Genomic DNA, 24096 nt, shown 5'->3' with positions numbered 1-24096 from the left:
ACTGGCCGGATGCCGACCCGCAGACCGCCCAGCACCCGCCCCTCCACCAGCGGCGACGTGCTCCGGCTCATCCGCGAGGACGGCATCGCCACGCGCACCGACCTCGGCCGCGTCACGGGCCTGTCGCGCCCCGCCGTCGCGTCCCGCGTCGCCGACCTGATCGCGCGCGGCCTCGTGGTGGAACGCGCCGACGGGCCGTCCACCGGCGGCCGCCCCCCGGCCCGGCTCGCGTTCAACGCGGCGGGCGGCGCGGTCCTGGTCGCCAACCTCGGCCAGTCCCGCGGGCAGATCGCCGTCTGCGACCTCGCCGGCGCGATCGTCGCGCGGACCGACGTGACCCCCGCGCCGCCCCTGCCCGCCCTGCTCGACGCGTGGTCGGCGCTGCTGGCGACGACGCCCCTGGCCCCGTCCGCCGTCCGCGGGGTCGGGCTCGGCGTCCCGGACGCGATCGAGCACGAGCCGCCCGTCTGGGACGGCGTCGCGATCCGTCCGCCGATCATGGACCGCTTCGGCGTCCCGGCGTTCCTCGACAACGAGGTGAACGCGGCGGCGATCGGCGAGCACCGCGCCCACCCCGGCGTCGACGACCTGCTGTTCGTGAAGCTGTCCACGGGCATCGGCGCGGGACTCATCGCGGGCGGCCGGATCCAGCGCGGCGCGCTCGGCGCGGCGGGCGAGATCGGGCACGTGCCCGTCCAGGCGGGGAACGGCACGCTGTGCCGCTGCGGCAACATCGGCTGCGTCGAGGCCATCGCCGGGGGCGCCGCCCTGCTGGCCCGCTCCCCCGCCGCCGACCTGCCCGGCCTCGCCGCCCTCGCCGAGGCGGGCGACCCGGACGCGGTCGCCCTCGTCCGTGACGCCGGCCGGCACATCGGCGAGGTGATCGCCACGGCCGTCAACATCCTCAACCCCGCGACGGTCGTCCTCGGCGGCGACCTCACCGCCGCCTACGACCCGCTCATCGCCGGCGTCCGCGAGATCGTCTACCGCCGCGCGACGGCCCTCGCCACCCGCCGCCTGCGCATCGAGCCGAGCCGCCTCGGCGAGACCGCCGGCCTCCTCGGCTGCGCCGCAATGGTCCTCGACCACATCCTGACCCCAGAAGCCGTCGACGCCCCCTGACCGGACCCGGGCCCCCAGCGCGCGACCGGCGAGGCGATACGCGGCGCGCGGTCAGGGGCGCGCAGGCCGAGCCAAGCGGCCAACGCGGGCGAGCGGCGGCGTGCGGTCAGCGCGGCGCGGCCGGCGGCACCCGGCCAACCCGGCACGAGCGGCGGCACCTGGCCAACGCGGCGCGGGGAGGGGCGGCCGGGCCTCGGGCCCGGGGTTAGGGAGGGTCGAGGTGTCTCGGACGCGGCCGTCGGTGACCTGGAGGCGGCGGGTGGTGTGGACGGCCTGGAGCATCCGCCGGTCGTGCGTCACCAGGAGGAGGGTGCCGGCGTACGCGTCGAGCGCCGCTTCGAGCTGCTCGATCGCCGGAAGGTCGAGGTGGTTGGTCGGCTCGTCCAGGACGAGCAGGTTGACGCCCTCGGCCTGGAGCAGCGCGAGGGCCGCGCGGGTCCGCTCGCCCGGCGACAGCGTCGCGGCGGGGCGCAGCACGTGGTCGGCGCGCAGGCCGAACTTGGCGAGCAGGGTGCGCGCGTCGGCGGGCAGGAGGCCGGTGGCCGCCGCGCCGAACGCGTCCAGGAGGGGTTCGCCGCCGAGGAACAGGCCCCGCGCCTGGTCGACCTCGCCGACCACCACGCCGGGCCCGAGCGCCGCGTGCCCCTCGTCCGGCTCGATCCGGCCGAGCAGCGCGCCGAGCAGGGTGGTCTTGCCCGCGCCGTTCGCCCCGGTGATCGCGACCCGTTCGGCCCAGCCGATCTCCAGGTCCACCGGCCCGAGGGTGAACGCGCCGCGCCGCACGACCGCGCCGCGCAGGGTCGCCACGACCGCGCCCGAACGCGGCGCGGCGGCGATCTCCATCCGCAGCTCCCACTCCTTGCGCGGCTCCTCCACCACCTCCAGCCGCTCGATCGCGCGCTCGGTCTGCCGCGCCTTGGCCGCCTGCTTCTCGCTGGCCTCCGAGCGGAACTTGCGGCCGATCTTGTCGTTGTCGGTCGCCTTGCGGCGGGCGTTCCGGACGCCCTTGTCCATCCAGGCGCGCTGCGTGCGGCCCCGCTCCTGGAGGGCCGAGAGCTTCCCGGCGTACTCCTCGTACTCGGCCCGCGCGTGCCGCTTCGCGACCTCCCGTTCGGCCAGGTACGCGTCGTACCCGCCGCCGTACTCGTTGACCTGCCGCTGCGCGAGGTCGAGTTCGAGGACCCGGGTGACCGTGCCGCTGAGGAACTCGCGGTCGTGGCTCACCACCACCGTCCCGGCGCGCAGCCCGGTCACGAACCGCTCCAGCCGGTCCAGCCCGTCGAGGTCCAGGTCGTTGGTGGGCTCGTCCAGCAGGAACACGTCGTAGCGGCTCAGCAGCAGCGACGCCAGCCCGGCCCGCGCCGCCTGCCCGCCCGACAGCGCCGTCATCGGCTGCCCGAGGTCGACATCGAGGCCGAGCTCGGCCGCGACCTCGCCGGCCCGGTCGTCCAGGTCCGCGCCGCCGAGGGCGAGCCAGCGCTCCAGCGCCGCCGCGTACGCGTCGTCGGCGCCCTCGCGCCCCTCGACCAGCCCCTCCGTCGCCGCGTCCAGGTCCCTCTGCGCCTGCGCGACGCCCGTACGGCGCGCCAGGAAGCCCGCGACCGTCTCCCCCGGCCGCCGTTCCGGCTCCTGCGGGAGGTGCCCCACCGACGCCGACGGCGGGCTGAGCCGGACCGAGCCCTCCTCCGGCGCGACGTGCCCGGCGAGCATCCTGAGCAGGGTGGACTTCCCCGCCCCGTTCGGCCCGACCAGGCCGATGACGTCACCGGGCGCGACGACGAGGTCGAGCCCGGAGAACAGCGCGCGGTCCCCGTGTCCCGCGGCGAGATCCTTGGCGACGAGAGTGGCAGTCATAGAGACCAAACGGTAGCGCCGCCGCGCCGAGGGCAAGACTCGGGCAAAAGCGCTTCACATTACAGATTCGGGCGGATGAACCCTCCCCGGGGCGTCAAAGACTCCCAGCGGAGGTGAACGGGCGCGGCGCGTCCCGGAGACCATGGACCTGAACTTTCTGCGGCCCCTCTACGAGGCCCCCGGCCCCATCGCCTCGGTGCACCTGGACACCACCCGCGACACCGAGGACGCCGAGAAGAAGATCGAGCTGCGCTGGCGGGCCCTGCGCGAACGGCTCGCCGGGGACGGCGCCGACGAGGCCACCCTGGACGCCCTCGAAGAGCGCGCGGGCGGCGTCCGCGGCGTCCCGGGCCCGCAGGGGGAGGCGCTGTTCGCCGCGCGCGGCCGGGTCCTCGCCGTCCACACCATGGCCCGCCCTCCGGCGCGGGACCATGCGACCTGGCTGCCCGTCCCCGACCCCTTGGACCTGGTGGTCGACCGGGACCACCAGCTCCCCTGCGTCGTCGTCGCGATCGACCGCGAGGGCGCCGACGTGGACGCCTACGAGGCCGCCGGGCACGATCCCGTCTCCGAACGGTCGTTCAACGGCACGACCCTGCACATCCAGAAGGTCAACGCGGGCGGGTTCGCCGAGAGCCGCTACCACCGCCACGCGGAGAACGTGTGGGACGACAACGCCGAGCACGCCGCCCGGGAGGTCGAGAACGCCGTCGCCGACGTCGGCGCCGCGGTGGTCTTCGTCGGGGGCGACGAGCGCGCCATCGGCCTGCTCCGCTCCCATCTCGACAAGCTGGACCCGCCCGTGGTGGTGATCCCCGGCGGGCGGGCCGACGCGTCCGACCGGCTCCGCGAGGCCCTGGACCGGGCGCTCGACGATGCCATGGTCGCCGCCCACGACGCCGTCCTCGCCGACCTGCGCGCCCGCGTCCCTCAGGGCACCGCCGTGGAGGGCGCCGACGCCACGCTGCGCGCCCTCTCGGAGGGCCGCGTCGAGACCCTCCTGCTCGGCGCCGACCGGGAGACCGACGGGTGGCTGTGGGCCTCCCCGGACGTCCCGCTCCTCCTCGGCGCCGGCCCCGCGGTCTTCGACCGCCCCGACATCGCGTTCACCGCGCCGGGCAGCGCCCTCATGCTCCGCTCGGCCGTCCTGGGCGACGCGGCGTTCACCGAACTCCTCGACCACGGCGCCGCCACCACCGGTACCGCCGCCACCCTCCGCTTCACCCTCTGACCCGCGCGCCGCAGGCTCCGCGCCCCGTCCACGGGCGCATTTCGTCGCGCTTCCCGGCCGTTTACCGGCTCACGGCCGTCGGCGATTCCATTCGCCGTGCATTTTCCCTCGATCAGCGGCGGGCGGATGGGCATACTCATAGGCTGATCGACAAAATGTCAGGGCGTAGTCAGGAGGCCCGGTTCGTGAACGCGTCCTACCCGATCGTCCCCTCGGGGTCCGGCACACCGCAGACCAGGCGCGACGCCGGATTGGCCAGATCACAGCCCGCGTCCCCTCCCGTCCATGCGGCGGGCGAGATGGGGCTGGGCGGCGCCCGGCTGCGGCAGGAGTGCTGGAACTCCCTCGGTGAACGCACGCGGGCGCGGCTCCACGAGCACGCGGGCGACGTCATCGAGTGGTACGCCAGAGAGGACGAGTCCAGCGGCGACGGCCGCTGCTACGCCGTGCTGTTCGGCGACCGGGGCCTGAGCATCGCCGAACCCCGCGTCAGCACCGACCACCGCCCCGTGTACGCGGTCTCCGCGTTCCTGTTCGACCCCTCGTCCCTGCGGCACGTCCAGATCGACCATCGGCCGCCGCCTCGCGCGCCTCGCGCGCCACGTTCCTCCGCTCCTTCGAACGGCCCCGCGGAGCCGGTGAAGGACATCGGCCTCACCGCCGCCGCGCGCGGCGTTGTCGGCAACCTGCCCCCGCGTGCCCAGGAACTGCTTCAGACACCATTCCTCACAGGCCAGCAGTTGCTGCGGTGCAGCTGGGCCTATGAGGGTTTCGAGCACCGTCTGGACATGTTCATGTTCTATCTGGCGGGGCCGCGCGACGTCACGGTGGCCGCCGGGACCAAGGTCGTCCCCGCAGGCCACACGGACGCGACCGCGCACTGGGCGCTGACGTGCTACCGAGCCTCTGTGGTGAAGCGGATCGGCAAGTAGCGTGCCCAGAGAGTTCGCCGAACTCGCTGGCAACGACGCCTACGAACTGCTCGGCGTTCCGCCCGACGCGACGCAGGCCGAGATCAAACGGGCCCATCGCGAACTCATCCGAAAGCACCATCCGGACAAGCACCAGGACCCGGCGGGAAAGGCGGCGGCCGAGGAGTCAACGCGGCTGCTCAATTCCGCGAGAGACATCCTGGTCAGGCGGCGGGCCTCGTACGACGCGTTCAGAACGGGCCCCGCCGAGGACCCGGACGTCGCGGACGGCGAGGCGCTGATCGACGACCCGTGGGAGACCGCCGCCCACGGCCGCGCGCCCCGCCCACCGCCGCCTCCACCTCCCCCGCCTCCTCCCAGACGGCCGCCGTACGTGCCCCATCCGCGGCCGACGCCACCGCCGCCCCGCTACGTTTGGCCCCCGCCTCCGCCTCCCAGGCGGCGCCCGCGCCGCGTGCGGAAGAACCGTGGCTGGGTCGCCTGGCTGGCGTTCTGGGCGCTGGTGGCGCTATTGGGCGTCCCGGCGGCCCGCCTCCTCAGCGAGCCCGTAGTCAAGGTCGCCGTGCCCGCGAAATTCGCGGGCTCCTGGTCGGGCACGGTCAAGAAGGCCGGCACGAAGGGCGAGAAGGGAGAGGAGTCCGCGGACCTGACCCTGTACGGAGGGAAGGAGGTCGGCGAGGTCAGTTATCGGAACGGCCGGTGCAACGGAAAGGCGATTCCGCTGACCCTGGAGGCCGACACCTTGACCGTACGCACCGACTTTCCGAATCACGGGCCGGAATGCGCCGTCGCCACCATGCACATCTCAGTACGCAAGCGCGACGAGGCCAAGGTCGTGTGCTACACCAGCGGCCAAGGAACGAGATGGGGCGCGGGCGTCCTCCGCCGCTCCTGAGGCCGCCCCCTGCTGGAAAGTGCTCCGGCGTTTGAATGCCGGGATCCGTCGCCCGTGCTTCTCGTCGCCCGTGCTTCCCGTCCCCGCGACGCGCCGCTCGACGCCTTGGACGGGCGCGCGGGGAGGACCGCGTGGGCGATCATGGGCGTCTGACGTCCGGAGGTGGGGGTAGCTCCACCTCCGGGATGGGCCCAGCCTTCCCGGGGAGGCGGGCTGGTCCCACTGACCTGGGCGGCTCTGGCGACCAGGGTTGTGTTCGTCGGCGGAACGGCGAACACGGAGGACGGTCATGGCGAACGAGGTGATCCGCGGACGGGCGGTGCGGCTGCCCGGCGCGGGGCGGTGCGGCGGCTCGGGATCGAGGCGGGCCTGCTGCTGGTCCTGTTCGCCGCGTACAAGTGGGGGCGGACGCTCGTCCAGGGCGGCGTGGGCGAGTCGATGGCGAACGCCTCGTGGCTCTGGCACCTCGAACGCGTGCTGCACCTCCCCGGCGAGGGAACGGTGCAGGGCTGGGTCACCGCCTCGCACGACGTGACGTTCCTCGCGAACGTCTACTACGTGAGCGTGCACTTCCCCGGGACGGCGGCGCTGCTGATCTGGCTGTACGCCCGGCACCGTTCCGCCTACTTCCGCGTGCGGACGGAACTGGTGCTGCTCACCGCCGCCGGGCTCGTCGTGCAGACGCTGTTCCCGCTCGCGCCGCCCCGGCTCGCGGGCGTCGGGCTGATGGACACGATGACGGCCGTCGGCCCGTCCGCCTACCCGCAGGCCGCCGACGGGATCGCCAACCAGTACGCCGCGATGCCCTCCCTGCACGTCGGCTGGGCCCTGCTCGTCGCCGTCGCGGTCCTGCGCGTGTCGCGGAGCCCGTGGCGCTGGGTCATCGCGGCGCACGCGCCGGTCACCGTGCTCGTCGTGGTCTCCACCGCCAACCACTACTGGCTGGACGGCATCGTCGCCGCGGCACTGCTGGCCGCCGCGATCGCACTCACCGCGGCGTTCTCCCGGCGGCACGCCCGAAGCAACACCCCAGCGAAGCCGGCCGTTGCGGCGGTCCGCTGGGACGCGCCGAAGGCCGCCGCCGCCCCGCAGGCGGACGGTGTTCGGCCGGAGGGCGGCGTCGCGTGGGAGGACGAGGGTCGGCGGGAGCGGGAGCTGGTTCCGGTCCCTTGAGTTCCGCCGGACATGCTCCGGCGGGTCAGTGGATGAACGTGCGGTCTTCTCGGGGGTGATGGTGACGATGTGGCAGATCCTTGTGCTTGGGGACAACCGGCGACCGGCGGCCGTGTTCGGGCCGCTACGTCGCGAACGCCAGGACCGCCGCCCCGGCGAGCGTCCCGGGCCGGCGCGTCGTCAGGGGCGGCGGGGAGGGCGAGAAGGTCCACGTGGTGGACGGTGACGGACAGCTCGCCCGCGGCGCAGGCGTCGAGGCGGCGGCGCAGGTACGCGTCCGCCGGGCCGGCGAGGTCGGGGCGCTGCTCGCGGGCGGCGGCGGTCCAGCCGCGCAGCCACTCGCGGGTCAGCGCGGCGCGGCCGGGGCCGAGCCGCCAGGGGCTGGGGCCGGTCCGCACGTCCGCGCCGTGGCGCCGGAACGCGTCGGCGGCGGCGTCGGCGGCGTCCGGACCGAGCAGGCGGCGGCCTCCGGCGACGCGCCTCTGGTGCGCGTTGAACGCCTCGGCGAGTTCGCCGTCGAACGGGTCGTGCGGACGGAGTTCGACGCGGCCGGCGACGGAGAGCGTCAGCAACGCCGGGCACCCGGCTCCGGTGATCGCGGCGGCGAGGCCGTCCATCTCGGCGGCGGTCAGCAGGTCGAGCAATGCGGAGGCGGTGACCAGGGAGGTTCCCGCGAGGTCCGCCGCGCGGAGCCCGGCGAGGTCTCCCGTGACGGTCTCCGCCGTGACGGGTCCGCCGTCGGACGAGGTGGCGGGCATGTCCGCGCTCGCCCGCGCGAGCAGGTCGGGGTCGCGGTCGTGCAGCACCCAGTGCTGCGGGCCGGGCAGCCGTCCGGCGAGCCACCGGCCCATCGAACCCGTTCCGCAGCCGAGGTCGCGGACGACCAGCGGGCGTGCGGTCAGGTGCGCACGCAGCGGTTCGAGCAGTTCGGCGGCGCGCGCCTCCGCGTCGGCCTCCTCGCGCAGCGCCAGCCAGCCGGGCTCGAAGCGGGCGCTTCCGGGCTCGTTCACCTGGGCCCTCCGTTCTCCTGGACGCCGTGCAGTACGGCGGCCAGGCGTTGTGACGTCTCGTCCCAGCCGGTCAGTGTGGTGCGGCGGGCTCGCGCGGAGGCCCGCAGGGAGATGCGCAGGCGTTCGTCTGTGAGCCAGCGGCGGAGCGCGTCGGCGAGTGCGTCGGCGTCGTCCGGCGGGACGAGCACACCCGGGACCGTTCCGTCCGGGGCCGACCCGAGAGCGCCCGGCACGCCGCCCACCTCAGTGGCGACGACGGGGATCCCGCGCGCCAGCGCCTCGGTCACCACCATCCCGTACGTCTCGGCTCGGGACGGCAGGACCAGGAGCCCGGCCGTGGCGTACGCGGCGGCGAGCGGCTCGCCCGTCAGCGGCCCGGCGACGCCGATCCGGCCGCGGAGGCCGCGCGCCGCGATCAGGTCCCGCACGCGCTCGGCGTACGCCGGGTCGCGTCCGGCGGGCCCGACGAGGCGGCACGTCCAGTCCAGGTCCGCGACGCGGTACAGGGCCTCGACCAGCAGGTCCTGGCCTTTGCGCGGCGTCAGCGACGCCACGCAGAGCAGGGACGGCGCGCGTCCCGAGCCTTCTGGGGCCGCGTCCACACCGGGCTCGACCACGTGGACGTCGCGTACCGCGGGTCCGTGCAGCTCGCGCAGGCGTTCGGCGGCCCACGCGCTGGTGGCCACGACGGCGTGCGCGGCGCGCAGCGTCTCCCCTTCCAGGGCGTTCAGCTCGGCGGCCACGCGCGGATCCAGGCCCGTCTCGTCGGACAGCGGCAGGTGCACCAGGACGACCTGCCGCAGCCGCCGGGCCCGTTCCGCGACGACGCCGGGGACGCCGCACGCGACGAGCCCGTCCAGGAGAACGGCGGTGCCTGCGGGCAGCGCGTCGAGCGCCGCGCCAAGCCCGGAACGGGCGGACGCGTCCGGACGCGGCCAGGTCCCGGCGACGGCGACGCGCCGCACCGTACGGCCCGCCGCCTCCAGGCCCTCGCAGACCCGGCGGCCGTAGACGTTGCCGCCGCTCGGCGCGGTCGGGTCGTCCGCGTCGCCGGGCAGGACGACCGCGACGTCACAGCGTGAGCTCATAGCTCGCCCACGCGACGTGCGACTCGTGCAGGGTCACCGTGATGCCGTGCAGGCCGCGCGCGCCCTCGCCGAGCGCTCCCGCGCGGACGCGTTCGGCGAGCCGGTCGGCGATGACCTTGGCCAGGTACTCGGTCGAGGTGTTGGTCCCGGCGAACGCGGGCTCGTCGTCGAGGTTGCGGTAGTTGAGCGCGCCGAGGACCTCCCCCAGCTCGCGCGCGGCCAGCCCGATGTCGACCACGAGGTTGTCGGCGTCGAGCCCGGCGCGCCGGAACGCGGCGTCCACGACGAACGTCGCGCCGTGCAGCCGCTGGGCCGGGCCGAACACCTCGCCGCGGAAGCTGTGCGCGACCATCACGTGGTCGCGGACGGTGACGCTGAACATCTGCACTACCTCCTGGAACGTACGGCTGAACGGAACGCCTGGGCGGAACGGCCGCGCGGGCGGCTAGGGGGACGGCTCGTAGACGACGCGGTGGCACAGCGCGGGGAGCCGCCCGTCCGCGAGGCGGGGCATCACCCGCGGCAGGTCGTCGAACGCGCTCTCGCCGCTGACCAGCGCGTCGAACGCGGGGTCGGCGAGCAGCCGCAGCGCGAGCGCCATCCGGTCGGCGAACGAGCGCCGCCCGCGCCGCGCCGGGGCGACCATGCCGACCTGGCTGGCGCGGACGGCGAGCCGTCCCGAGTGGAACGCCTCGCCGAGCGGCAGGCCCACCCTGCGGTCGCCGTACCAGCTCATCTCCAGGACCTCCCCCTCGGGCGCGAGCAGCTCCAGCGAACGGGCGAGCCCGGCCTCGGTCGCGCTGGTGTGCACCACCAGGTCGCGGCCCCCGGCGGCGCGTTCGGGCGGCGCGAACGCGACGCCGAGCGCCGCCGCCACCGCCGCGCGGCCGGGATCGACGTCCACGAGCTGCACGTCCACGCCGGGGACGCCCGCGAGCAGCCGGGCGACGGCGCACCCGACCATGCCCGCGCCGACCACGGCGACCCGGTCGCCGACGAGCGGCGCGGCGTCCCACAGCGCGTTCACCGCGGTCTCCACGGTCCCCGCCAGGATGGCGCGCGCCGCCGGGACCGCGTCCGGGACGACCGTCACCGCGCCCGCCGGGACCACGTACCGCGTCTGGTGCGGGAACAGGCAGAACACGGTCCTGCCGGCCAGCTCCGGCGGGCCCTCCTCCACCACCCCGACGTTGAGGTAGCCGTACTTCACCGGCCCCGGGAACGAGCCCTCCTGGAACGGCGCCCGCATCGCCCCGTACTGGCTCTCCGGGACGCCGCCGCGGAACACGAGCGCCTCCGTCCCGCGGCTCACGCCCGTGCTGAGCGTCCGCACGACGACGTCGCCCTCGCCGGGCTCGGGCAGCGTCACGCTCCGGATCTCCCCCGCGCCGGGTGAACGGACCCAGAAGGCCCGAGCAGATCGTCGCATCGTCATCCCCCTAGAAAAGCGACCCGGGCCCCACGCGAGGCGCGACGCGCCGACGCCCCGCGAACTCCCACGCGCCATGGCCGCACACCACCCAACCGCACGCCGCCGCCGAACCGTCCGGCACCCCCGCCTCGCAACGCCCACCCCGCGCGATCCGGGCGATGGCGATGGCGGTGCAGCCAAGCGATATCGCGGCCGAACGACCACGCGAGCAGCGCCAGCGCCGCAGCCGTGAGCGCGGCCCCTGCCGTCCGCCCCGGAACCCCGGACGCGACGGCGACCAGCACGACGCCCTGGACCACGGCGACGGCCTTGCGCGCCCGGCTGTACGGCAGCCCCGCGCGCAGCCAGGGCGCCGTCCGGGCCGCCGCCGCGAACGCGTACCGCATCGCTCCGATCGCCAGCACCCACGCGCCCGCGAACGTGGCGACGCGGACGCTCAGCACCAGGATCAGCAGCGCGTCGGCCTCCATGTCGAACCGCGCGCCGAACGCCGAAGCCGTGCGGGTGCGGCGCGCGACCCAGCCGTCCGCCCCGTCCAGGACCAGCGCGACCGCCGCGAGGGCGACCAGCCAGGCCACCGCCGCCGAACGGTCCGCGACGAGCGCGGCGACGCCTCCGATGAGCGCCGTGCGGGCCAGCGTGACACGGTCGGCGGGCCCGAGGCCGGGCACCCCGGACCGCCGCATCCCGTACGCGAGCGCGCCCGCCGCGCCCGCGGCGAAGACCGCGCCCGCCAGCGCTCCGGCCGTCCCGAGTCCCGCGCCCGCGTGCAGCGCGAGCAGCAGGACGCCTCCGCCGGCGACCGCGGCCGCGCCGTCCGGCACGGCTGTTCCGGCGCGGTGCCCTCCCTCGCCCATCGTCCCCCCTCGTCGGTTCCGTTCCTCGCCGGTACTACGTGCCGGCGCGCCCCGGCGGCCGGGTCCCGGATGGGCCTCCCGCGCCGGGGGCTCGCCCCACAGGCCGCCCTCCGGCCGGACCGGGCCGAACGGGTCGGCTTCGAGCTGCCTCCGCACGTCCGCGATCCGCTCGGCGTCCCACACGACGTCCGGATCGGGTTCGAGGAACGAGGAGACCGCGGCGGCGATGCCGAGCGCGGGCAGCGACCATTCGCCCGCGCCGTCCCCGAACGGCGCGGCCCGCACCCGCCGCGTCCCGATCTCGGGCCTGGACTGCGCCATCACGACCAGGCCGCGCATCGTCCCCTGCGCGAGGGTCGCGAGCACCTCGAACGTGACGTCCGATCCGGGACGGAGCCGGTAGCCGAGCAGCCCGGCCAGGTGCTCGTACGCCGCCGCCAGGTGGACGACGAAGCGGCGCTCCGACGCGGCCAGCGCCTCCTGCACCTGGTCGCGCAGCCCGCCCGCCGGGAGCCCGGCGAACGCGGCGTTCAAAGCCAGGTACGTGCTCCACTCCGGCGACCCGCCGATGATCTCGAAGTCGCCGAGGGCGGCCTTGCGGATCAGTTCGGCGAGCAGCCCGGCGCGGCCCTCGGCCGTCCCGAGCCCGTCGAGGCGCTCCAGGACGGTCCGGGCGGTCACGCGCCGGGACGCCTCGTCCGCGACGGCCGCCGGGACCGCGGCGCTGGCCAGCTCCTTCAGCAGGTCGCTGAAGAACAGGTCCTTGTACGGCCAGCGCCGGTAGACCGCGCTGCGCGCCACGCCCGCCTCGCGGATGACGTCCTCGAAGCCGATGTGGTCGAGGCTCACGGTGAGGCCGGTGGCGTTGACCATGTCCATGGCCGCGTCCAGCATCCGCCGGGCCGTCTCCTCGTCCGACAGCCGCCTGCGCCGCCGCGTGACGCCCGTCTCGCTCGTGCGCGGGGGCGTGAAGCGGCGTCCGGGCGGGGACGCACACGGGAGGCCCCGAGCACGCCCCGCATCGCACGCACGCCCCCTAGCGAAGGACAGCGATGACGCAGGACATCCTCAACCCCTCCGCCGGCGACGAGAGCCGGAACGGGGACCAGAGCGCCGGACGCCCCTCCGCGTGGTGGCGCGACGCGGTCATCTACCAGGTGTACGTCCGCAGCTTCGCCGACGGGAACGGCGACGGGATCGGCGATCTGGCGGGCGTCCGCTCGCGGCTGCCGTACCTGGCGGGGCTCGGCGTGGACGCCCTGTGGATCACCCCCTTCTACGTCTCGCCGATGGCCGACTTCGGGTACGACGTGGCCGACCACCGCGACGTCGACCCGCTGTTCGGGACGCTCGACGACGCCCGCGCCCTGATCCGGGACGCGCACGCGCACGGCCTGCGGATCATCCTGGACGTCGTCCCCAACCACACCTCCGACCGGCACCCCTGGTTCCGCGCCGCGCTCGCCGCGCGGCCCGGCTCCCCCGAGCGCGGCCGCTACGTGTTCCGCGACGGACGGGGCCCGGACGGCGCCGAGCCGCCGAACGACTGGGAGTCGGTGTTCGGCGGCTCCGCCTGGACCCGCGTCCCCGACGGCCAGTGGTACCTGCACCTGTTCGCGACCGAGCAGCCCGACCTCGACTGGGAGAACGAGGAGGTCCGGGCGGAGTTCGCCGACGTCCTGCGGTTCTGGCTCGACCTCGGCGCCGACGGCTTCCGGGTGGACGTCGCGCACGGCATGGTCAAGGCGGCCGGCCTGCCCGACGTCGGCCACGCCGACCAGCTCGGGCCGCTCGGGACGGCCGTCGTCCCCTACTTCGACCAGGACGGCGTGCACGAGATCCACCGCTCGTGGCGGGCGCTGCTCGACTCGTACGGCGGGGAGCGGATCGGGGTGGCCGAGGCGTGGGCGCCGACCCCCGAACGGCTCGCGGCCTACACCCGCCCGGACGAGCTGCACCAGGCGTTCAACTTCCACTACCTCCTCGCGCCGTGGGACGCGTCCGCGATGCGCGAGGTCGTCGACGCGTCCCTGCGCGCGGCCGAGGCCGTCGGCGCGCCCGCCACCTGGGTGCTGTCGAACCACGATGTCAAGCGGCACCTCACGCGGTACGGGGGCGGCGACGAAGGGCTGCGCAGGGCGCGCGCCGCCGCGCTGCTGACGCTCGCCCTGCCCGGCTCGGCGTACGTCTACCAGGGCGAGGAGCTGGGGCTGCCCGAGGTGGCCGACCTGCCCGAGGAGTTCCTGCTCGACCCGCAGAACGCGCGCGCGGCGGGCGCGGGGCGGGACGGCTGCCGCGTACCGATCCCCTGGTCGGGCGACGTGCCGCCGTTCGGCTTCGGCGACGGCGGCACGTCCTGGCTGCCGATCCCGCCCGCCTGGCGCGCGCTGACGGTCGCCGCGCAGGACGGCGACCCGGACTCGACGCTGGCGCTCTACCGCGAGGCGCTGCGCATCCGCCGCGCGCACCCCGCGCTCGGCGACGGACCGCTCCGCTGGCTCACCGGCCCGCCCGGCACGCTCGTCTTCGCCCGCGAGGCCCCCGGCGAACGGCCCGATGGCGCGAGCGGGGACGCGGGCGGGGCGTCCGGGCGCGCCGTCGCGTGCGCGGTCAACATGGGCGGGCGGACGGCGCGCATGGCCGCGTACGGGAAGGTCCTGCTGGCCAGCGGCCCCGTCCGCGTGGACGGCGACCGGATCGAGCTGCCTCCCGGCACGGCCGTCTGGTGGGAGGCGCGCTGACGCCCGCCCGCCGGCCCCGGCGGGCCCGTCGATAACGGTTGGGTCTCGGTGGATTGACAGTGCGCCAGGTCACGGTCTTTTCTTCGTGGGAGCGCTCCCACACCTGACCGACACGACCTGAGAGGGGTCCGCTCATGAGGGCCACCATGCGGCGCGGGCTGGGCACGGCGATGGCGGCGGTGCTCGCCGGGTGCCTCGCCGCCGCCTGCGGAGGCGACGGCGGGGACGGCGGCGGCTCCGGGCCGGTGACGCTGACCGTCGACGTCTTCGGCGAGTTCGGCTACGACCGGCTCTACCGGCAGTACGAGGCGTCGCACCCCGACGTCAGGATCAAGCAGCGGAAGGTGTCCACGCTGGACGACTACAAGCCCCGGCTCCAGCAGTGGATCGCCACCGGCAGCGGCGCGGGCGACGTGGTCGCGCTGGAGGAGGGCATCCTCCCGGCGTACATGCAGCAGCGCGCGAAGTTCCTCGACCTGTTCGACTACGGCGGACGGGAGCTGGAGAAGAACTTCCTGCCCTGGAAGTGGCAGATGGGCGTCACGCCCGACGGCGGGCAGCTCGTCGGGCTCGGCACCGACATCGGCCCGCTCGGCCTGTGCTACCGCAAGGACCTGTTCGAGAAGGCCGGGCTGCCCACCGAACGCGGCGAGGTGGGACGGCTGTGGCCGACCTGGGACGCGTTCCTCGCGACGGGCCAGAGGTTCCAGGCCAAGGTCCCGAAGACCAAGTGGCTGGACGGCCCGACGGCCGTCCTGCGCACGACCGTCCTCCAGAACGCCGGGGCGGGACCCGGCTACAGCTTCTTCGACAAGAGCGACAAGCTCGTCTTCGACAGCAACCCCGCCGTGCGCTCGGCGTTCGACACGACGCTGAAGTTCGAGCGGGCGGGCCTGACGGCGGACGCGTCGGTGTTCACGCCGCCGTGGCAGACGGCGCTGAAGCGCGACACGTTCGCGACCGTGCCGTGCCCGTCGTGGATGCTCGGCGGCATCGAGGAGTTCTCCGGCGGCTTCGGCAAGGGCAAGTGGGACGTGGCGTCCGTGCCCGGCGGCAGCGGCTACTGGGGCGGCTCGTGGCTGGCGGTGCCGAAGCAGACCGACCACCCGGGGCAGGCGGCCGAGCTGGCGAAGTTCCTGTCCGGGCCGCAGGGGCAGGTCGGCGCGTTCAAGGACAAGAACACGTTCCCGTCCTCCCCGCAGGCCGCCGCCGATCCCGCCGTCGCGGGCCATCGGAACGCCTACTTCGGCGGCGCGCCCACCGGCCGCATCTACGGCGCGACGGCCGCGCAGGTGAAGCCCGTCCACCTCGGGCCGAAGAACGAGGACGTCCGGCAGGCCGTCGAGAACGTCCTGATCGCCGTCGGCCAGGGCGAGGTCCGGCCGGACGACGCGTGGTCGAAGGCGACCGAGGCCGCCGCGAAGGCCGCCCGCTGAAGCCGTCCGCAGGCAACGTCCGCATCCCGGTCCGCACCGCGCCGCCGCCCGTTCGCGCGGGCGTCGGCGCCCCGCGGGCCGGACGACCGAAAGGAGGCGCGCGATGCGCATGAACGGCACGAGCCGCATGAGCACCGCCCCGCGCCCCGCCGGACACGCGCCCGCACCGGCGCCCGGCTCCGGCCGCCGCCGCCCGGCGTGGCGCGCCCGGCTCGCGCGGCTGGACCTGAAGACCGCGCCGTACGCGTTCATCTCGCCGTTCTACGTCGTGTTCCTGCTGTTCGGCGGCTTCCCGCTCGTCTACACGGTGTGGGTCTCGTTGCACGAGTGGGGCCTCGCGTCGGGGACGCGCCGGTGGACCGGCCTGGAGAACTACCGCTACCTGCTGTCGGACGCCGACTTCTGGCACGCCGCCGTCAACACCCTCGGAATCTTCGCGGTCTCGACCGTCCCGCAACTGCTGGTCGCGCTGCTCGTCGCGAACGCGCTGAACCGGCGGATGCGGGCGGCGACGTTCTTCCGGATCGGGATGGTCGCGCCGCTGGTCACCTCGACCGCGGCCGTCGCGATCGTGTTCACCCAGCTCTTCGACCACGACTACGGCATGGCCAACTGGCTGCTCGGCCGGATCGGGATGGACGGCGTCGACTGGCAGGCGTCACGCGGCTGGTCGTGGGTCGCGGTGTCGGCCATGGTCGACTGGCGCTGGACGGGCTACAACGCGCTGATCTACCTGGCCGCCATGCAGGCGGTCCCCCGGGACCTGTACGAGGCGGCGGCGATCGACGGCGCGTCCCGGCTGCGGCAGTTCTGGGGGATCACGGTGCCGCTGCTGCGGCCGACGATCCTGTTCACGGTGGTCGTCTCGACCATCGGCGGCCTCCAGCTCTTCACCGAGCCGGTGCTGTTCGGCGCCGGGGCGGGCGCCCCCGACCGGATGGACGGCGGCTCGACGCACCAGTTCCAGACGATCACGATGTACATGTTCGGCAACGCGTTCGGGCACGACCGGTACGGCTACGGGGCGGCGGTGGCCTGCGCGCTGTTCGTGCTGATCATCGTGTTCTCGCTGGCCAACTTCCTGTTCGTGCGCCGTGCGGGAGGCACGCGATGACCGCGCTCTTCTCCGCCGCCCGCGGCGCGCGGCGGCCGGGCGACGGCCCGCGCCCGCCGCGCGGGTCCCGGCCCGGCAGGTTCCGGGGGCTCTGGAACGCGAGCCCGTTGACGTACGTGACGCTGGTCGCGGCGCTCGCGCTGTCGGTCTTCCCGATCTACTGGATGGTCGTCGTGGCGACGCGCGGCAACGACGTCGTCTCCGCGGTGCCGCCGCCGATGCTGCCGGGCGGGCGGTTCGGCGACAACGCCCGCCGGCTGTTCGACAACCCCGACGCCCACTTCGCCAAGGGCCTGGCCAACTCGGCGATCGTGGCGTCCGCCGTGACGGTCTCGACGGTGTTCTTCGCCTCGCTGGCCGGGTTCGCGTTCGCCAAGCTGCGGTTCCGGGGCCGGGGCGCGCTGCTGCTCACGGTCATCGCCACGATGATGGTCCCGGTGCAGATGGGCGTCGTCCCGCTCTACATGATCATGGTGGAGCTGGGCTGGCAGAACCGCCTCCAGGCGGTGGTCGTCCCGTTCCTGGTGACCGGCTTCGGCGTGTTCATGATGCGGCAGTACGCCGACCAGGCCGTCCCGGACGAGCTGGTCGAGGCCGCCCGGGTGGACGGCTGCTCGACCTTCGGCGTGTTCTGGCGCGTGGTGCTGCCCGCGCTGCGCCCGGCGGCCGGGGTGCTCGGACTGTTCACGTTCATGCAGACCTGGAACGAGTTCATGTGGCCGCTCGCGGTGCTGAGCCCCGACAACCCGACCGTGCAGCTCTCGATCAACAACCTCTCGGCGGCCTACTTCAAGGACTACACGCTCATGTTCGCCGGGACGACGGTCGCCGTCCTGCCCCTGCTCGTGGTGTTCATCGTGTTCGGCCGCCAGATCATCGGCGGAATCATGGAAGGCGCGGTCAAGGTATGACCTCCTCTCTTCAGAACGGCTCCACGCACGAGGACTCCGGGCGGGACGGCCCTGCCGCGCCGTTCCCGGCGGGGTTCCGGTGGGGGGCCGCGACCGCCGCGTACCAGATCGAGGGCGCGGCGGCCGAGGACGGGCGCGGCCCGTCGGTGTGGGACACGTTCTGCCGCACGCCCGGACGGGTCCTCGGCGGCGACACCGGCGACGTGGCCGTGGACCACTACCACCGGTTCCGCGAGGACGTCGCGCTGATGGCGGAGCTCGGCCTCACCGCGTACCGGTTCTCGGTCTCGTGGCCGCGCGTCCACCCGGACGGGCGCGGCGGGCGCGGCGCGGGCGTCAACGAGGCCGGGCTCGACTTCTACCGCCGGCTGGTGGACGAGCTGCTGGCCGCGGGCGTCGAACCGTGGCCGACGCTCTACCACTGGGACCTGCCGCAGCCGCTGGAGGACGCGGGCGGCTGGCCCGAACGCGACACCGCGCACCGGTTCGCCGACTACGCCGCCGACGTGCACGCCGCCCTCGGCGACCGCGTCCGGCACTGGACGACGGTGAACGAGCCGTGGTGCGCGGCGTTCCTCGGCTACGCCTCCGGGGAGCACGCGCCGGGGCGCGTCGATCCCGAGGGCGCGCTGCGGGCCGCGCACCACCTCCTGCTCGGCCACGGCCTCGCGGTCGAGGCGATGCGCGCCCGCCGCCCGGCGAACCGGTTCGGCGCCGCCGTCAACCTCTACGCGGTGTCGCCGCAGACGGGCGCGGACGCCGACCTGGACGCGGCGCGCCGCGTGGACGGCCTCCAGAACCGCTTCTTCCTCGGCCCGCTGCTGGAGGGCCGCTACCCCGCCGACGTCCTCGCCGACCTGGAGCCGTACGGCTTCGCGCCGCCGGACGCCGACCTCGCGGCCATCCGGAGGCCGCTGGACCACCTCGGCGTCAACTACTACTCGCGGCACACCGTCGCGGGCACGCCCGGCGAGGCCGCGCAGGCGGCGTCGTCGCCGTTCAACACCCGGTCGCCGTGGGTCGGCAGCGAGAACGTGCGGTTCGTTCCGGCGGGGCTGCCGGTGACGGGGATGGGGTGGGAGATCGACGAGCGCGGCCTGTACGAGGTGCTGACCCGGCTGCACCGCGAGTACCCGGCCGTCCCGCTCTACATCACCGAGAACGGGGCGGGCTACGACGAGGCGCCCGGCGACGGCGCCGTCCACGACGCCGGGCGGATCGCGTACCTCGACGCGCACCTGCGGGCCTGCCGCGACGCGATCTCCGAGGGCGTTCCGCTCCGGGGCTACTTCACGTGGTCGCTGCTGGATAATTTCGAGTGGGCGTGGGGGTACTCCAAGCGCTTCGGGCTCGTCCACGTGGACTACGCCACGCAGCGCCGCACCCTCAAGGACAGCGCCCGCTGGTACGCGCGCGTGATCCGGCGCGGCGGTCCCGGCTGACCGCGGCAACGCGGGGCGGGCGCCCGCGCCGGACGGGCGACGCATCGACGGCGAGGAGGCCGATGGCGGTGAGGGGCACGCGACCCACCCTGGAGCAGGTGGCGGCCCGCGCCGGTGTCGGCCGCGGCACCGTCTCGCGGGTCGTCAACGGCTCGCCGCGGGTGAGCCCGCAGGCGCGCGAGGCGGTGCGGCGCGCGATCGACGAGCTCGGGTACGTCCCGAACCGGGCGGCCCGCGCGCTGGTCACCCGGCGCACCGACACGGTCGCGCTCGTCGTGGCGGAGTCCGACCAGCGGCTGTTCGGCGAGCCGTACTTCGCGGGGATCATCCGCGGGACCAGCGCGGCGCTCGGCGACACCGGGCTCCAGCTCCTGCTGGCCCTCGCCCGCTCGCCGGACGAGTACGCGCGGCTGGAGGAGTACCTGACCCCCCAGCACGTGGACGGCGTGCTGCTGACCTCGCTGCACGCCGAGGACCCGCTGCCGGGCAAGCTGGAGGCGCAGGGCGTGCCGACCGTGCTCGGCGGCCGTCCGCCCGGGGTGTCGGCGGTCAGCTACGTGGACGTGGACAACCGCAGCGGCGCCCGGCAGGCCGTCGACCACCTGGTGGCGGCGGGCCGCCGCCGCATCGCGACGATCGCGGGCCCGCAGGACATGGGCGTCGGCATCGACCGGCTGGCCGGGTACCGCGACGCGCTCGCCGCGGCGGGCCTGCCCGAGCTGGTCTCCTACGGCGACTTCGGCGAGGCGAGCGCGGTCGCCGCGACCGAGGAGCTGCTCGCGCGCGAGCCGCGGCTGGACGCGGTGTTCGCGGCGGACGACCCGATGGCGCTCGGCGCGCTGCGCGTGCTGCGCCGCCGCGGGCGCGGCGTGCCCGGGGACGTCGCGGTCGTCGGGTTCGACGACTCGGCGGCGGCGTCGCTCGCCGACCCGCCGCTGACGACCGTGCACCAGTCGCCGGAGGAGATGGGCCGCGAGATGGCCCGGCTGCTGGTCTCCCGGATCCGCGGCGAGGCCGTCGCCGACCCGGTGGTCATCCTCCGGCCGCACCTGGTCCTGCGCGACTCGGCCTGACCCGCGCCCGCCCCGCCGGGCCCCGCCGGGGCCCGCCGGGTCAGGGCGCGCGGCAGGCGCCGCCGTTGAGCGTGAACCGGCGGGGGCGCGGGCCGGCGCTGTCGCCGTCCTGCGCGCCGACGAAGCCGAACTCGACCGTGCCGTCCGGCGGGACGACCCGGTTCCATCCGGCGTCGGTGACGGTGACGTTCCGGCCGTCCTGCTCACGGCCGCCGTTCCACAGGTCGGTGACGCGCCGCCCGTCCGGGAACGTCCAGCCGAGCCGCCAGCCCTCGATCGGCCGGTCGCCGAGGTTGGTGATCCGCACGGTCGCCTGGAACCCCTGCGGCCACGAGCCGTCCACCCGGTACGACACCGCGCACTCGACGCCCGACGCCGCGGGACGGGACCGGGACGGCGCGTCCGCCGGAGCGGCGCGGCCGGGGCGTTCGCGCCGTTCGCCGTCCGGCGAGAACGCCGCCGCGAGCACGGCGACCGCGGCGAGGCCGGCCAGCACCACGCCCGCGATAGCCCACGGCCGCCGCGACACCGGGGCCCTGCGCCGCGGCGGTGGGGGCGGCGGCAACGGCTCGTCCAGGACGCGGGTCGGCGTGCGCACCTCCGCGACCGGCGGCGGCGCGACCGGCGGCCCGACCGGCGGCGGCGCGACCGGCGGCCCGTACGGCGCGGGCCGCGCGTCCGCCGACGCGGTCACCGGTACCTCGCCGATCCGCCCCAGCTCGACCGCGGCCTCCGCCGCCGACGGGCGGGCGCCGGGCCGCTCGTCCAGGCACCGGCAGACGATGTCGCGCAGCACGCCGGGCCCCTCCGTCCCGGCCCGCCCGCCGGACGCCTCGCCGAGCAGGACACCGAGGGAGTACAGGTCGGCGGCGGGGGTGGGGGCGGCGCCCGCGAGGAGCTCGGGGCGACGTAGGCGGGGGTGCCGAGGAGCGGGCCGCGCTCGGACGGGCCGGTGAACGCGATGCCGAAGTCGAGGACCTTCACGCCGGTGGGGGTGAGGAAGACGTTCGCGGGCTTGACGTCGCGGTGCACGACCCCGGCCGCGTGCGCGGCGGCGAGGGCGTCGGCGACCCGGGCGCAGACGGCGGCGGTCTCGCGCCACGGCAGCGGCCCGCGGGCGAGGCGGGCCGCGAGGCTCTCGCCGGCGAGCAGCTCCATCACGACGTACGGGAGCCGCCCGCCGCCGGGCAGCTCCTGCTCGCCGTAGTCGTACACGCCCGTGATGCCCGGATGGGTGAGGCCCGCGGCGGCCTTGGCCTCGCGGCGCAGGCGCGGCGCGGGCTCCCCGGCCCCGCCGCCGCGCGGGACCTTCACCGCGACGGGCCGGTCCAGCACGAGGTCGTCGGCGCGCCAGACGGCGGCCATGCCGCCGTCGCCGAGGAGCGCGACCAGCCGGTAGCGCTCCCCCAGGCTGTCCCCCGGCGCGATCGCGGCCATGGCCGAAGCCTATGCCGCGTTCACGGCACGATGTAGCGGGTGTCGCGGGCGTCGGTGATCGCCATGTGGCCCGGCGCGTGGCCGATCGCGAGCTTCGGCCGGGACGCCATCACGGCGGCCTGCGGGGTGACGCCGCACGCCCAGAACACCGGGATCTCGTCCACCCGCACCTCGACCGGGTCGCCGAAGTCGGGGGCGTCCAGGTCGGCGATGCCGAGTTCGAGCGGGTCGCCGATGTGGACGGGCGCGCCGTGCACCGACGGGTAGCGGGACGTCACCCGGACGGCGTCGGCGACCTGCGCGGCCGGAACGGGGCGCATCGACACCACGAGCGGCCCGCCGAACGCCCCGGCGCGGCGGCACACGCGGTTCGTCCGGTACATCGGGACGTTGCGGCGCTGCTCGATGTGCCGCACGGGCACCCCGGCGTCCAGGAGCGCGTCCTCGAAGGTGAAGCTGCACCCGATGAGGAACGCCACCAGGTCGTCGCGCCAGTACTCGGTGGCGTCGGCGACCTCCGCGACGGGCTCGCCGTCCTCGTACACGACGTAGCCGGGCAGGTCGGTGCGCAGGTCGCCGCCGAACAGCCCGGACGACACCTCGCCGGGCTCGGTCACGTCGAGCACCGGGCACGGCTTCGGGTTGCGCTGCGCGAACAGCAGCAGGTCGTACGCCTGCTCGCGCGGCACGGCGATGAGGTTGGCCTGCGTCCAGCCCGCGCACCAGCCGGCGGTCGGCACCCGCAGCCCGGTGCGGAACAGGGCCCTCGCCTGCTCCGGCGACAGCGCGCCCGGCTCGATGGGTGCGGTCGAGGTCGTCATGCTCTCTCCTCTGCGTCGTCGGGTCCCGCCCCGAGGAACGGCGCGGGTCGCGGCCGGAAGCGCAGCCGCTGCCCCGGGCGGGCCTGCGCGGCGCGCCCGAGGTCGGCGGACGCCACCACCCCGATCACCGGGTAGCCCCCGGTCAGCGGGTGGTCGGCCAGGAACAGCACGGGAAGCCCGGACGGCGGGACCTGGAGCGCCCCGGCGACCGTCCCCTCGCTGGGCAGCTCGCCCTTCTCCGCGCGGGCGAGCCGCGGCCCCGAAAGCCGCATGCCCACGCGGTCGATCTCGCTCGTCACCTCGTACTCCCCGGTGAACAGGCCGTGCAGCGCGTCGCGGGTGAACCAGTCGGCCCGGGGCCCGGGGACCACGCCCAGCTCGACGTCCCCGGCGGGCGGCGGCGCGACCGGCAGGACGCCGAGCAGCGGGACGCCGTCCGGCGGCGGCCCGACCGGCAGGACGGTCCCGGGCCCGAGCGGGTCCGGCCCGAGCGCGGCCAGCGTGTCGGCCGAACGCGAGCCGAGGACGGGCGGGACGTCCACTCCCCCGCGCACGGCGAGGTAGCTGCGCAGCCCCGACGGCGGCGCGCCCATCCGCAGCTCCGCGCCGTCCGGGACGTGGAGGACCGAGTAGGGGGCCTCCGCGCGGCCGTCCACGGTCAGCGGCGCGGGCGCGCCGGTCACGGCGGCGAACAGCCCGCCGGGGGCCCGGACCCGTACGCGCAGCCCGCCGAACTCGGCCTCGATCGCCGCCGCGCCCTCGGGGTTGCCGACCGCGCGGTTGGCGAGGCGCAGCGACCCGGCGTCGGCCGCCCCCGCGACGCCGACGCCGAGTGCCGCGTGCCCCGGGCGGCCGAGGTCCTGGACGGTCGCCCGCGGCCCGGTCGCGATCACCTCAAGGCGCCTCACGCCGGACCCCCGGCGCGGACGAACCGGACCTCGGCGCCCGGCCGCAGCAGGGCGGGCGGGTCGCGGCGCAGGTCCCACAGCGGCGCGTCGGTGCGCCCGATGAGCCGCCAGCCGCCCGGCGACTCCACCGGGTACGCGCCGCTGAACCGCCCGGCGAGCCCGACGGACCCGGCGGGCACGCGGACCCGGGGCGTCTCGCGGCGCGGCACGTTCAGCCGGGGGTCGCCGCCGGTCAGGTAGCCGAAGCCGGGCGCGAACCCGGTGAACGCGACGCGCCACGGCGTGCCGGTGTGCGCGGCGACGACCTCGGCGGGGCTGAGGCCGGTGAGCTCGGCGACCTCGCCGAGGTCCGCGCCGTCGTAGACGACCGGGACGGTGACCGCGCCGCCGACCGGCGCGGCGGCGCCCGGCCGCGCGTCCCGTACGGCCCGCGCGACGTCGGCGGGGCGCGCCCCCGGGCCGAGCAGCAGGGTCAGGGTGCGGGCGGCGGGGACGAGGTCGGCCACGCCCGGCGGCGGGTCGGCCGCGAGCGCCGCGTACAGGCCGAGCATCGCGTCCAGGTCGGGCAGCTCGACCAGGATCGCCGCGTCGCCGTTCGGAAGGATCCGCATCCCCACCC

Annotated in this window: 21 protein-coding genes; 11 read left to right on the top strand and 10 right to left on the bottom strand. The window is 75.6% G+C overall.

Annotated features, from left to right (window positions below; translation table 11 throughout):
• The first annotated feature begins 9 nt into the window (after positions 1 to 9).
• Complete coding sequence (locus GEV43_RS29255; protein WP_160823437.1) at positions 10 to 1122, top strand: ROK family transcriptional regulator; 1113 nt, start codon at positions 10 to 12, stop codon at positions 1120 to 1122.
• Positions 1123 to 1173: 51 nt separating this feature from the next.
• On the opposite strand, the gene GEV43_RS29250 is transcribed toward GEV43_RS29255, so the two are convergent.
• A complete protein-coding gene (locus GEV43_RS29250; protein WP_160823436.1) occupies positions 1174 to 2976 on the bottom strand; it encodes an ABC-F family ATP-binding cassette domain-containing protein in 1803 nt (600 codons plus the stop codon).
• Positions 2977 to 3118: 142 nt separating this feature from the next.
• Between GEV43_RS29250 and GEV43_RS29245 the strand changes: the two genes are divergently transcribed.
• The 4 genes from GEV43_RS29245 to GEV43_RS29230 all read left to right on the top strand — a co-directional run bounded on the left by GEV43_RS29245 (position 3119) and on the right by GEV43_RS29230 (position 7207).
• Positions 3119 to 4207, top strand: coding sequence for a Vms1/Ankzf1 family peptidyl-tRNA hydrolase (locus tag GEV43_RS29245; RefSeq protein WP_160823435.1), 1089 nt, complete (start codon positions 3119 to 3121; stop codon positions 4205 to 4207).
• A gap of 185 nt (positions 4208 to 4392) precedes the next feature.
• On the top strand, positions 4393 to 5139 hold the full coding sequence (locus GEV43_RS29240) for a hypothetical protein (protein WP_160823434.1): 747 nt from the start codon (positions 4393 to 4395) through the stop codon (positions 5137 to 5139).
• Position 5140: 1 nt separating this feature from the next.
• Positions 5141 to 6034, top strand: coding sequence for a J domain-containing protein (locus tag GEV43_RS29235; RefSeq protein WP_160823433.1), 894 nt, complete (start codon positions 5141 to 5143; stop codon positions 6032 to 6034).
• Between the two features lie 342 nt (positions 6035 to 6376).
• Positions 6377 to 7207, top strand: coding sequence for a phosphatase PAP2 family protein (locus tag GEV43_RS29230; RefSeq protein WP_160823432.1), 831 nt, complete (start codon positions 6377 to 6379; stop codon positions 7205 to 7207).
• Positions 7208 to 8213: 1006 nt separating this feature from the next.
• Here GEV43_RS29230 and GEV43_RS29220 read toward each other — a convergent pair.
• From GEV43_RS29220 to GEV43_RS55245, 4 genes are all read right to left on the bottom strand, one after another.
• Positions 8214 to 9305 carry a glycosyltransferase family 4 protein gene (locus tag GEV43_RS29220; protein ID WP_160823431.1) on the bottom strand — a complete coding sequence of 364 codons (1092 nt, stop codon included), beginning with the start codon at positions 9303 to 9305 and terminating at the stop codon, positions 8214 to 8216.
• Positions 9289 to 9687, bottom strand: coding sequence for a 6-carboxytetrahydropterin synthase (locus GEV43_RS29215; RefSeq protein WP_160823430.1), 399 nt, complete (start codon positions 9685 to 9687; stop codon positions 9289 to 9291). Before GEV43_RS29215 ends, GEV43_RS29220 begins: the two co-directional genes overlap by 17 nt.
• 63 nt (positions 9688 to 9750) lie before the next feature.
• Complete coding sequence (locus GEV43_RS29210; RefSeq protein WP_160824850.1) at positions 9751 to 10734, bottom strand: zinc-binding alcohol dehydrogenase; 984 nt, start codon at positions 10732 to 10734, stop codon at positions 9751 to 9753.
• Between the two features lie 2 nt (positions 10735 to 10736).
• On the bottom strand, positions 10737 to 12488 hold the full coding sequence (locus GEV43_RS55245) for a CDP-alcohol phosphatidyltransferase family protein (protein WP_309239892.1): 1752 nt from the start codon (positions 12486 to 12488) through the stop codon (positions 10737 to 10739).
• A gap of 158 nt (positions 12489 to 12646) precedes the next feature.
• Here GEV43_RS55245 and GEV43_RS29195 point away from each other — a divergent pair, with 158 nt between their 5' ends.
• From GEV43_RS29195 to GEV43_RS29170, 6 genes are all read left to right on the top strand, one after another.
• Positions 12647 to 14335: a glycoside hydrolase family 13 protein gene (locus GEV43_RS29195; RefSeq protein ID WP_160823429.1), complete on the top strand. Its 1689-nt coding sequence runs from the start codon at positions 12647 to 12649 to the stop codon at positions 14333 to 14335.
• A gap of 134 nt (positions 14336 to 14469) precedes the next feature.
• Positions 14470 to 15771 (top strand): ABC transporter substrate-binding protein, encoded by a 1302-nt coding sequence (locus tag GEV43_RS29190; protein WP_164717213.1) that lies wholly within the window; start codon positions 14470 to 14472, stop codon positions 15769 to 15771.
• Positions 15772 to 15880: 109 nt separating this feature from the next.
• Positions 15881 to 16885: a carbohydrate ABC transporter permease gene (locus GEV43_RS29185; RefSeq protein ID WP_375539110.1), complete on the top strand. Its 1005-nt coding sequence runs from the start codon at positions 15881 to 15883 to the stop codon at positions 16883 to 16885.
• Positions 16882 to 17796 carry a carbohydrate ABC transporter permease gene (locus GEV43_RS29180; protein ID WP_160823427.1) on the top strand — a complete coding sequence of 305 codons (915 nt, stop codon included), beginning with the start codon at positions 16882 to 16884 and terminating at the stop codon, positions 17794 to 17796. Before GEV43_RS29185 ends, GEV43_RS29180 begins: the two co-directional genes overlap by 4 nt.
• The gene (locus tag GEV43_RS29175; RefSeq protein WP_160823426.1) at positions 17793 to 19238 is read left to right on the top strand and encodes a GH1 family beta-glucosidase; all 1446 of its coding nucleotides are present in this window, start codon (positions 17793 to 17795) and stop codon (positions 19236 to 19238) included. Before GEV43_RS29180 ends, GEV43_RS29175 begins: the two co-directional genes overlap by 4 nt.
• A gap of 62 nt (positions 19239 to 19300) precedes the next feature.
• Positions 19301 to 20311: a LacI family DNA-binding transcriptional regulator gene (locus tag GEV43_RS29170; protein ID WP_160823425.1), complete on the top strand. Its 1011-nt coding sequence runs from the start codon at positions 19301 to 19303 to the stop codon at positions 20309 to 20311.
• Positions 20312 to 20351: 40 nt separating this feature from the next.
• Here the strand turns inward: GEV43_RS29170 and GEV43_RS29165 are convergent, their stop codons facing one another.
• The 5 genes from GEV43_RS29165 to GEV43_RS29145 are packed head-to-tail and all read right to left on the bottom strand — an operon-like array spanning position 20352 to position 24088.
• Positions 20352 to 21107, bottom strand: coding sequence for a cellulose-binding domain-containing protein (locus tag GEV43_RS29165; RefSeq protein ID WP_160823424.1), 756 nt, complete (start codon positions 21105 to 21107; stop codon positions 20352 to 20354).
• Positions 21002 to 21748, bottom strand: coding sequence for a serine/threonine-protein kinase (locus GEV43_RS29160; RefSeq protein ID WP_160823423.1), 747 nt, complete (start codon positions 21746 to 21748; stop codon positions 21002 to 21004). The genes GEV43_RS29165 and GEV43_RS29160 overlap by 106 nt, the downstream gene beginning before the upstream one ends.
• 20 nt (positions 21749 to 21768) lie before the next feature.
• Positions 21769 to 22569, bottom strand: a complete 801-nt coding sequence (locus GEV43_RS29155) for a putative hydro-lyase (RefSeq protein ID WP_206681318.1) — start codon at positions 22567 to 22569, stop codon at positions 21769 to 21771.
• The gene (locus tag GEV43_RS29150; RefSeq protein ID WP_160823422.1) at positions 22566 to 23477 is read right to left on the bottom strand and encodes a biotin-dependent carboxyltransferase family protein; all 912 of its coding nucleotides are present in this window, start codon (positions 23475 to 23477) and stop codon (positions 22566 to 22568) included. The genes GEV43_RS29155 and GEV43_RS29150 overlap by 4 nt, the downstream gene beginning before the upstream one ends.
• Positions 23474 to 24088, bottom strand: a complete 615-nt coding sequence (locus GEV43_RS29145; RefSeq protein ID WP_160823421.1) for an allophanate hydrolase subunit 1 — start codon at positions 24086 to 24088, stop codon at positions 23474 to 23476. The genes GEV43_RS29150 and GEV43_RS29145 overlap by 4 nt, the downstream gene beginning before the upstream one ends.
• Positions 24089 to 24096: the final 8 nt, after the last annotated feature.

The sequence above is a fragment of the Actinomadura sp. J1-007 genome, assembly GCF_009793335.1.
GTDB lineage: Bacteria > Actinomycetota > Actinomycetes > Streptosporangiales > Streptosporangiaceae > Spirillospora > Spirillospora yumaensis.
The sequence above is the reverse complement of the archived record's forward strand: the minus strand, read 5'-3'. Positions and strand labels throughout refer to the sequence as shown.

What these genes read in the sequence shown, in the direction of transcription:
- GEV43_RS29255 (WP_160823437.1), top strand. Translation starts at nt 10, where the DNA reads ATGCCGACCCGCAGACCGCCCAGCACCCGCCCCTCCACCAGCGGCGAC.
- GEV43_RS29250 (WP_160823436.1), bottom strand. Translation starts at nt 2,976, where the DNA reads ATGACTGCCACTCTCGTCGCCAAGGATCTCGCCGCGGGACACGGGGAC.
- GEV43_RS29245 (WP_160823435.1), top strand. Translation starts at nt 3,119, where the DNA reads ATGGACCTGAACTTTCTGCGGCCCCTCTACGAGGCCCCCGGCCCCATC.
- GEV43_RS29220 (WP_160823431.1), bottom strand. Translation starts at nt 9,305, where the DNA reads ATGAGCTCACGCTGTGACGTCGCGGTCGTCCTGCCCGGCGACGCGGAC.
- GEV43_RS29215 (WP_160823430.1), bottom strand. Translation starts at nt 9,687, where the DNA reads ATGTTCAGCGTCACCGTCCGCGACCACGTGATGGTCGCGCACAGCTTC.
- GEV43_RS29210 (WP_160824850.1), bottom strand. Translation starts at nt 10,734, where the DNA reads ATGCGACGATCTGCTCGGGCCTTCTGGGTCCGTTCACCCGGCGCGGGG.
- GEV43_RS55245 (WP_309239892.1), bottom strand. Translation starts at nt 12,488, where the DNA reads ATGCTGGACGCGGCCATGGACATGGTCAACGCCACCGGCCTCACCGTG.
- GEV43_RS29195 (WP_160823429.1), top strand. Translation starts at nt 12,647, where the DNA reads ATGACGCAGGACATCCTCAACCCCTCCGCCGGCGACGAGAGCCGGAAC.
- GEV43_RS29190 (WP_164717213.1), top strand. Translation starts at nt 14,470, where the DNA reads ATGAGGGCCACCATGCGGCGCGGGCTGGGCACGGCGATGGCGGCGGTG.
- GEV43_RS29185 (WP_375539110.1), top strand. Translation starts at nt 15,881, where the DNA reads ATGAACGGCACGAGCCGCATGAGCACCGCCCCGCGCCCCGCCGGACAC.
- GEV43_RS29180 (WP_160823427.1), top strand. Translation starts at nt 16,882, where the DNA reads ATGACCGCGCTCTTCTCCGCCGCCCGCGGCGCGCGGCGGCCGGGCGAC.
- GEV43_RS29175 (WP_160823426.1), top strand. Translation starts at nt 17,793, where the DNA reads ATGACCTCCTCTCTTCAGAACGGCTCCACGCACGAGGACTCCGGGCGG.
- GEV43_RS29170 (WP_160823425.1), top strand. Translation starts at nt 19,301, where the DNA reads ATGGCGGTGAGGGGCACGCGACCCACCCTGGAGCAGGTGGCGGCCCGC.
- GEV43_RS29160 (WP_160823423.1), bottom strand. Translation starts at nt 21,748, where the DNA reads ATGGCCGCGATCGCGCCGGGGGACAGCCTGGGGGAGCGCTACCGGCTG.
- GEV43_RS29155 (WP_206681318.1), bottom strand. Translation starts at nt 22,569, where the DNA reads ATGACGACCTCGACCGCACCCATCGAGCCGGGCGCGCTGTCGCCGGAG.
- GEV43_RS29145 (WP_160823421.1), bottom strand. Translation starts at nt 24,088, where the DNA reads ATGCGGATCCTTCCGAACGGCGACGCGGCGATCCTGGTCGAGCTGCCC.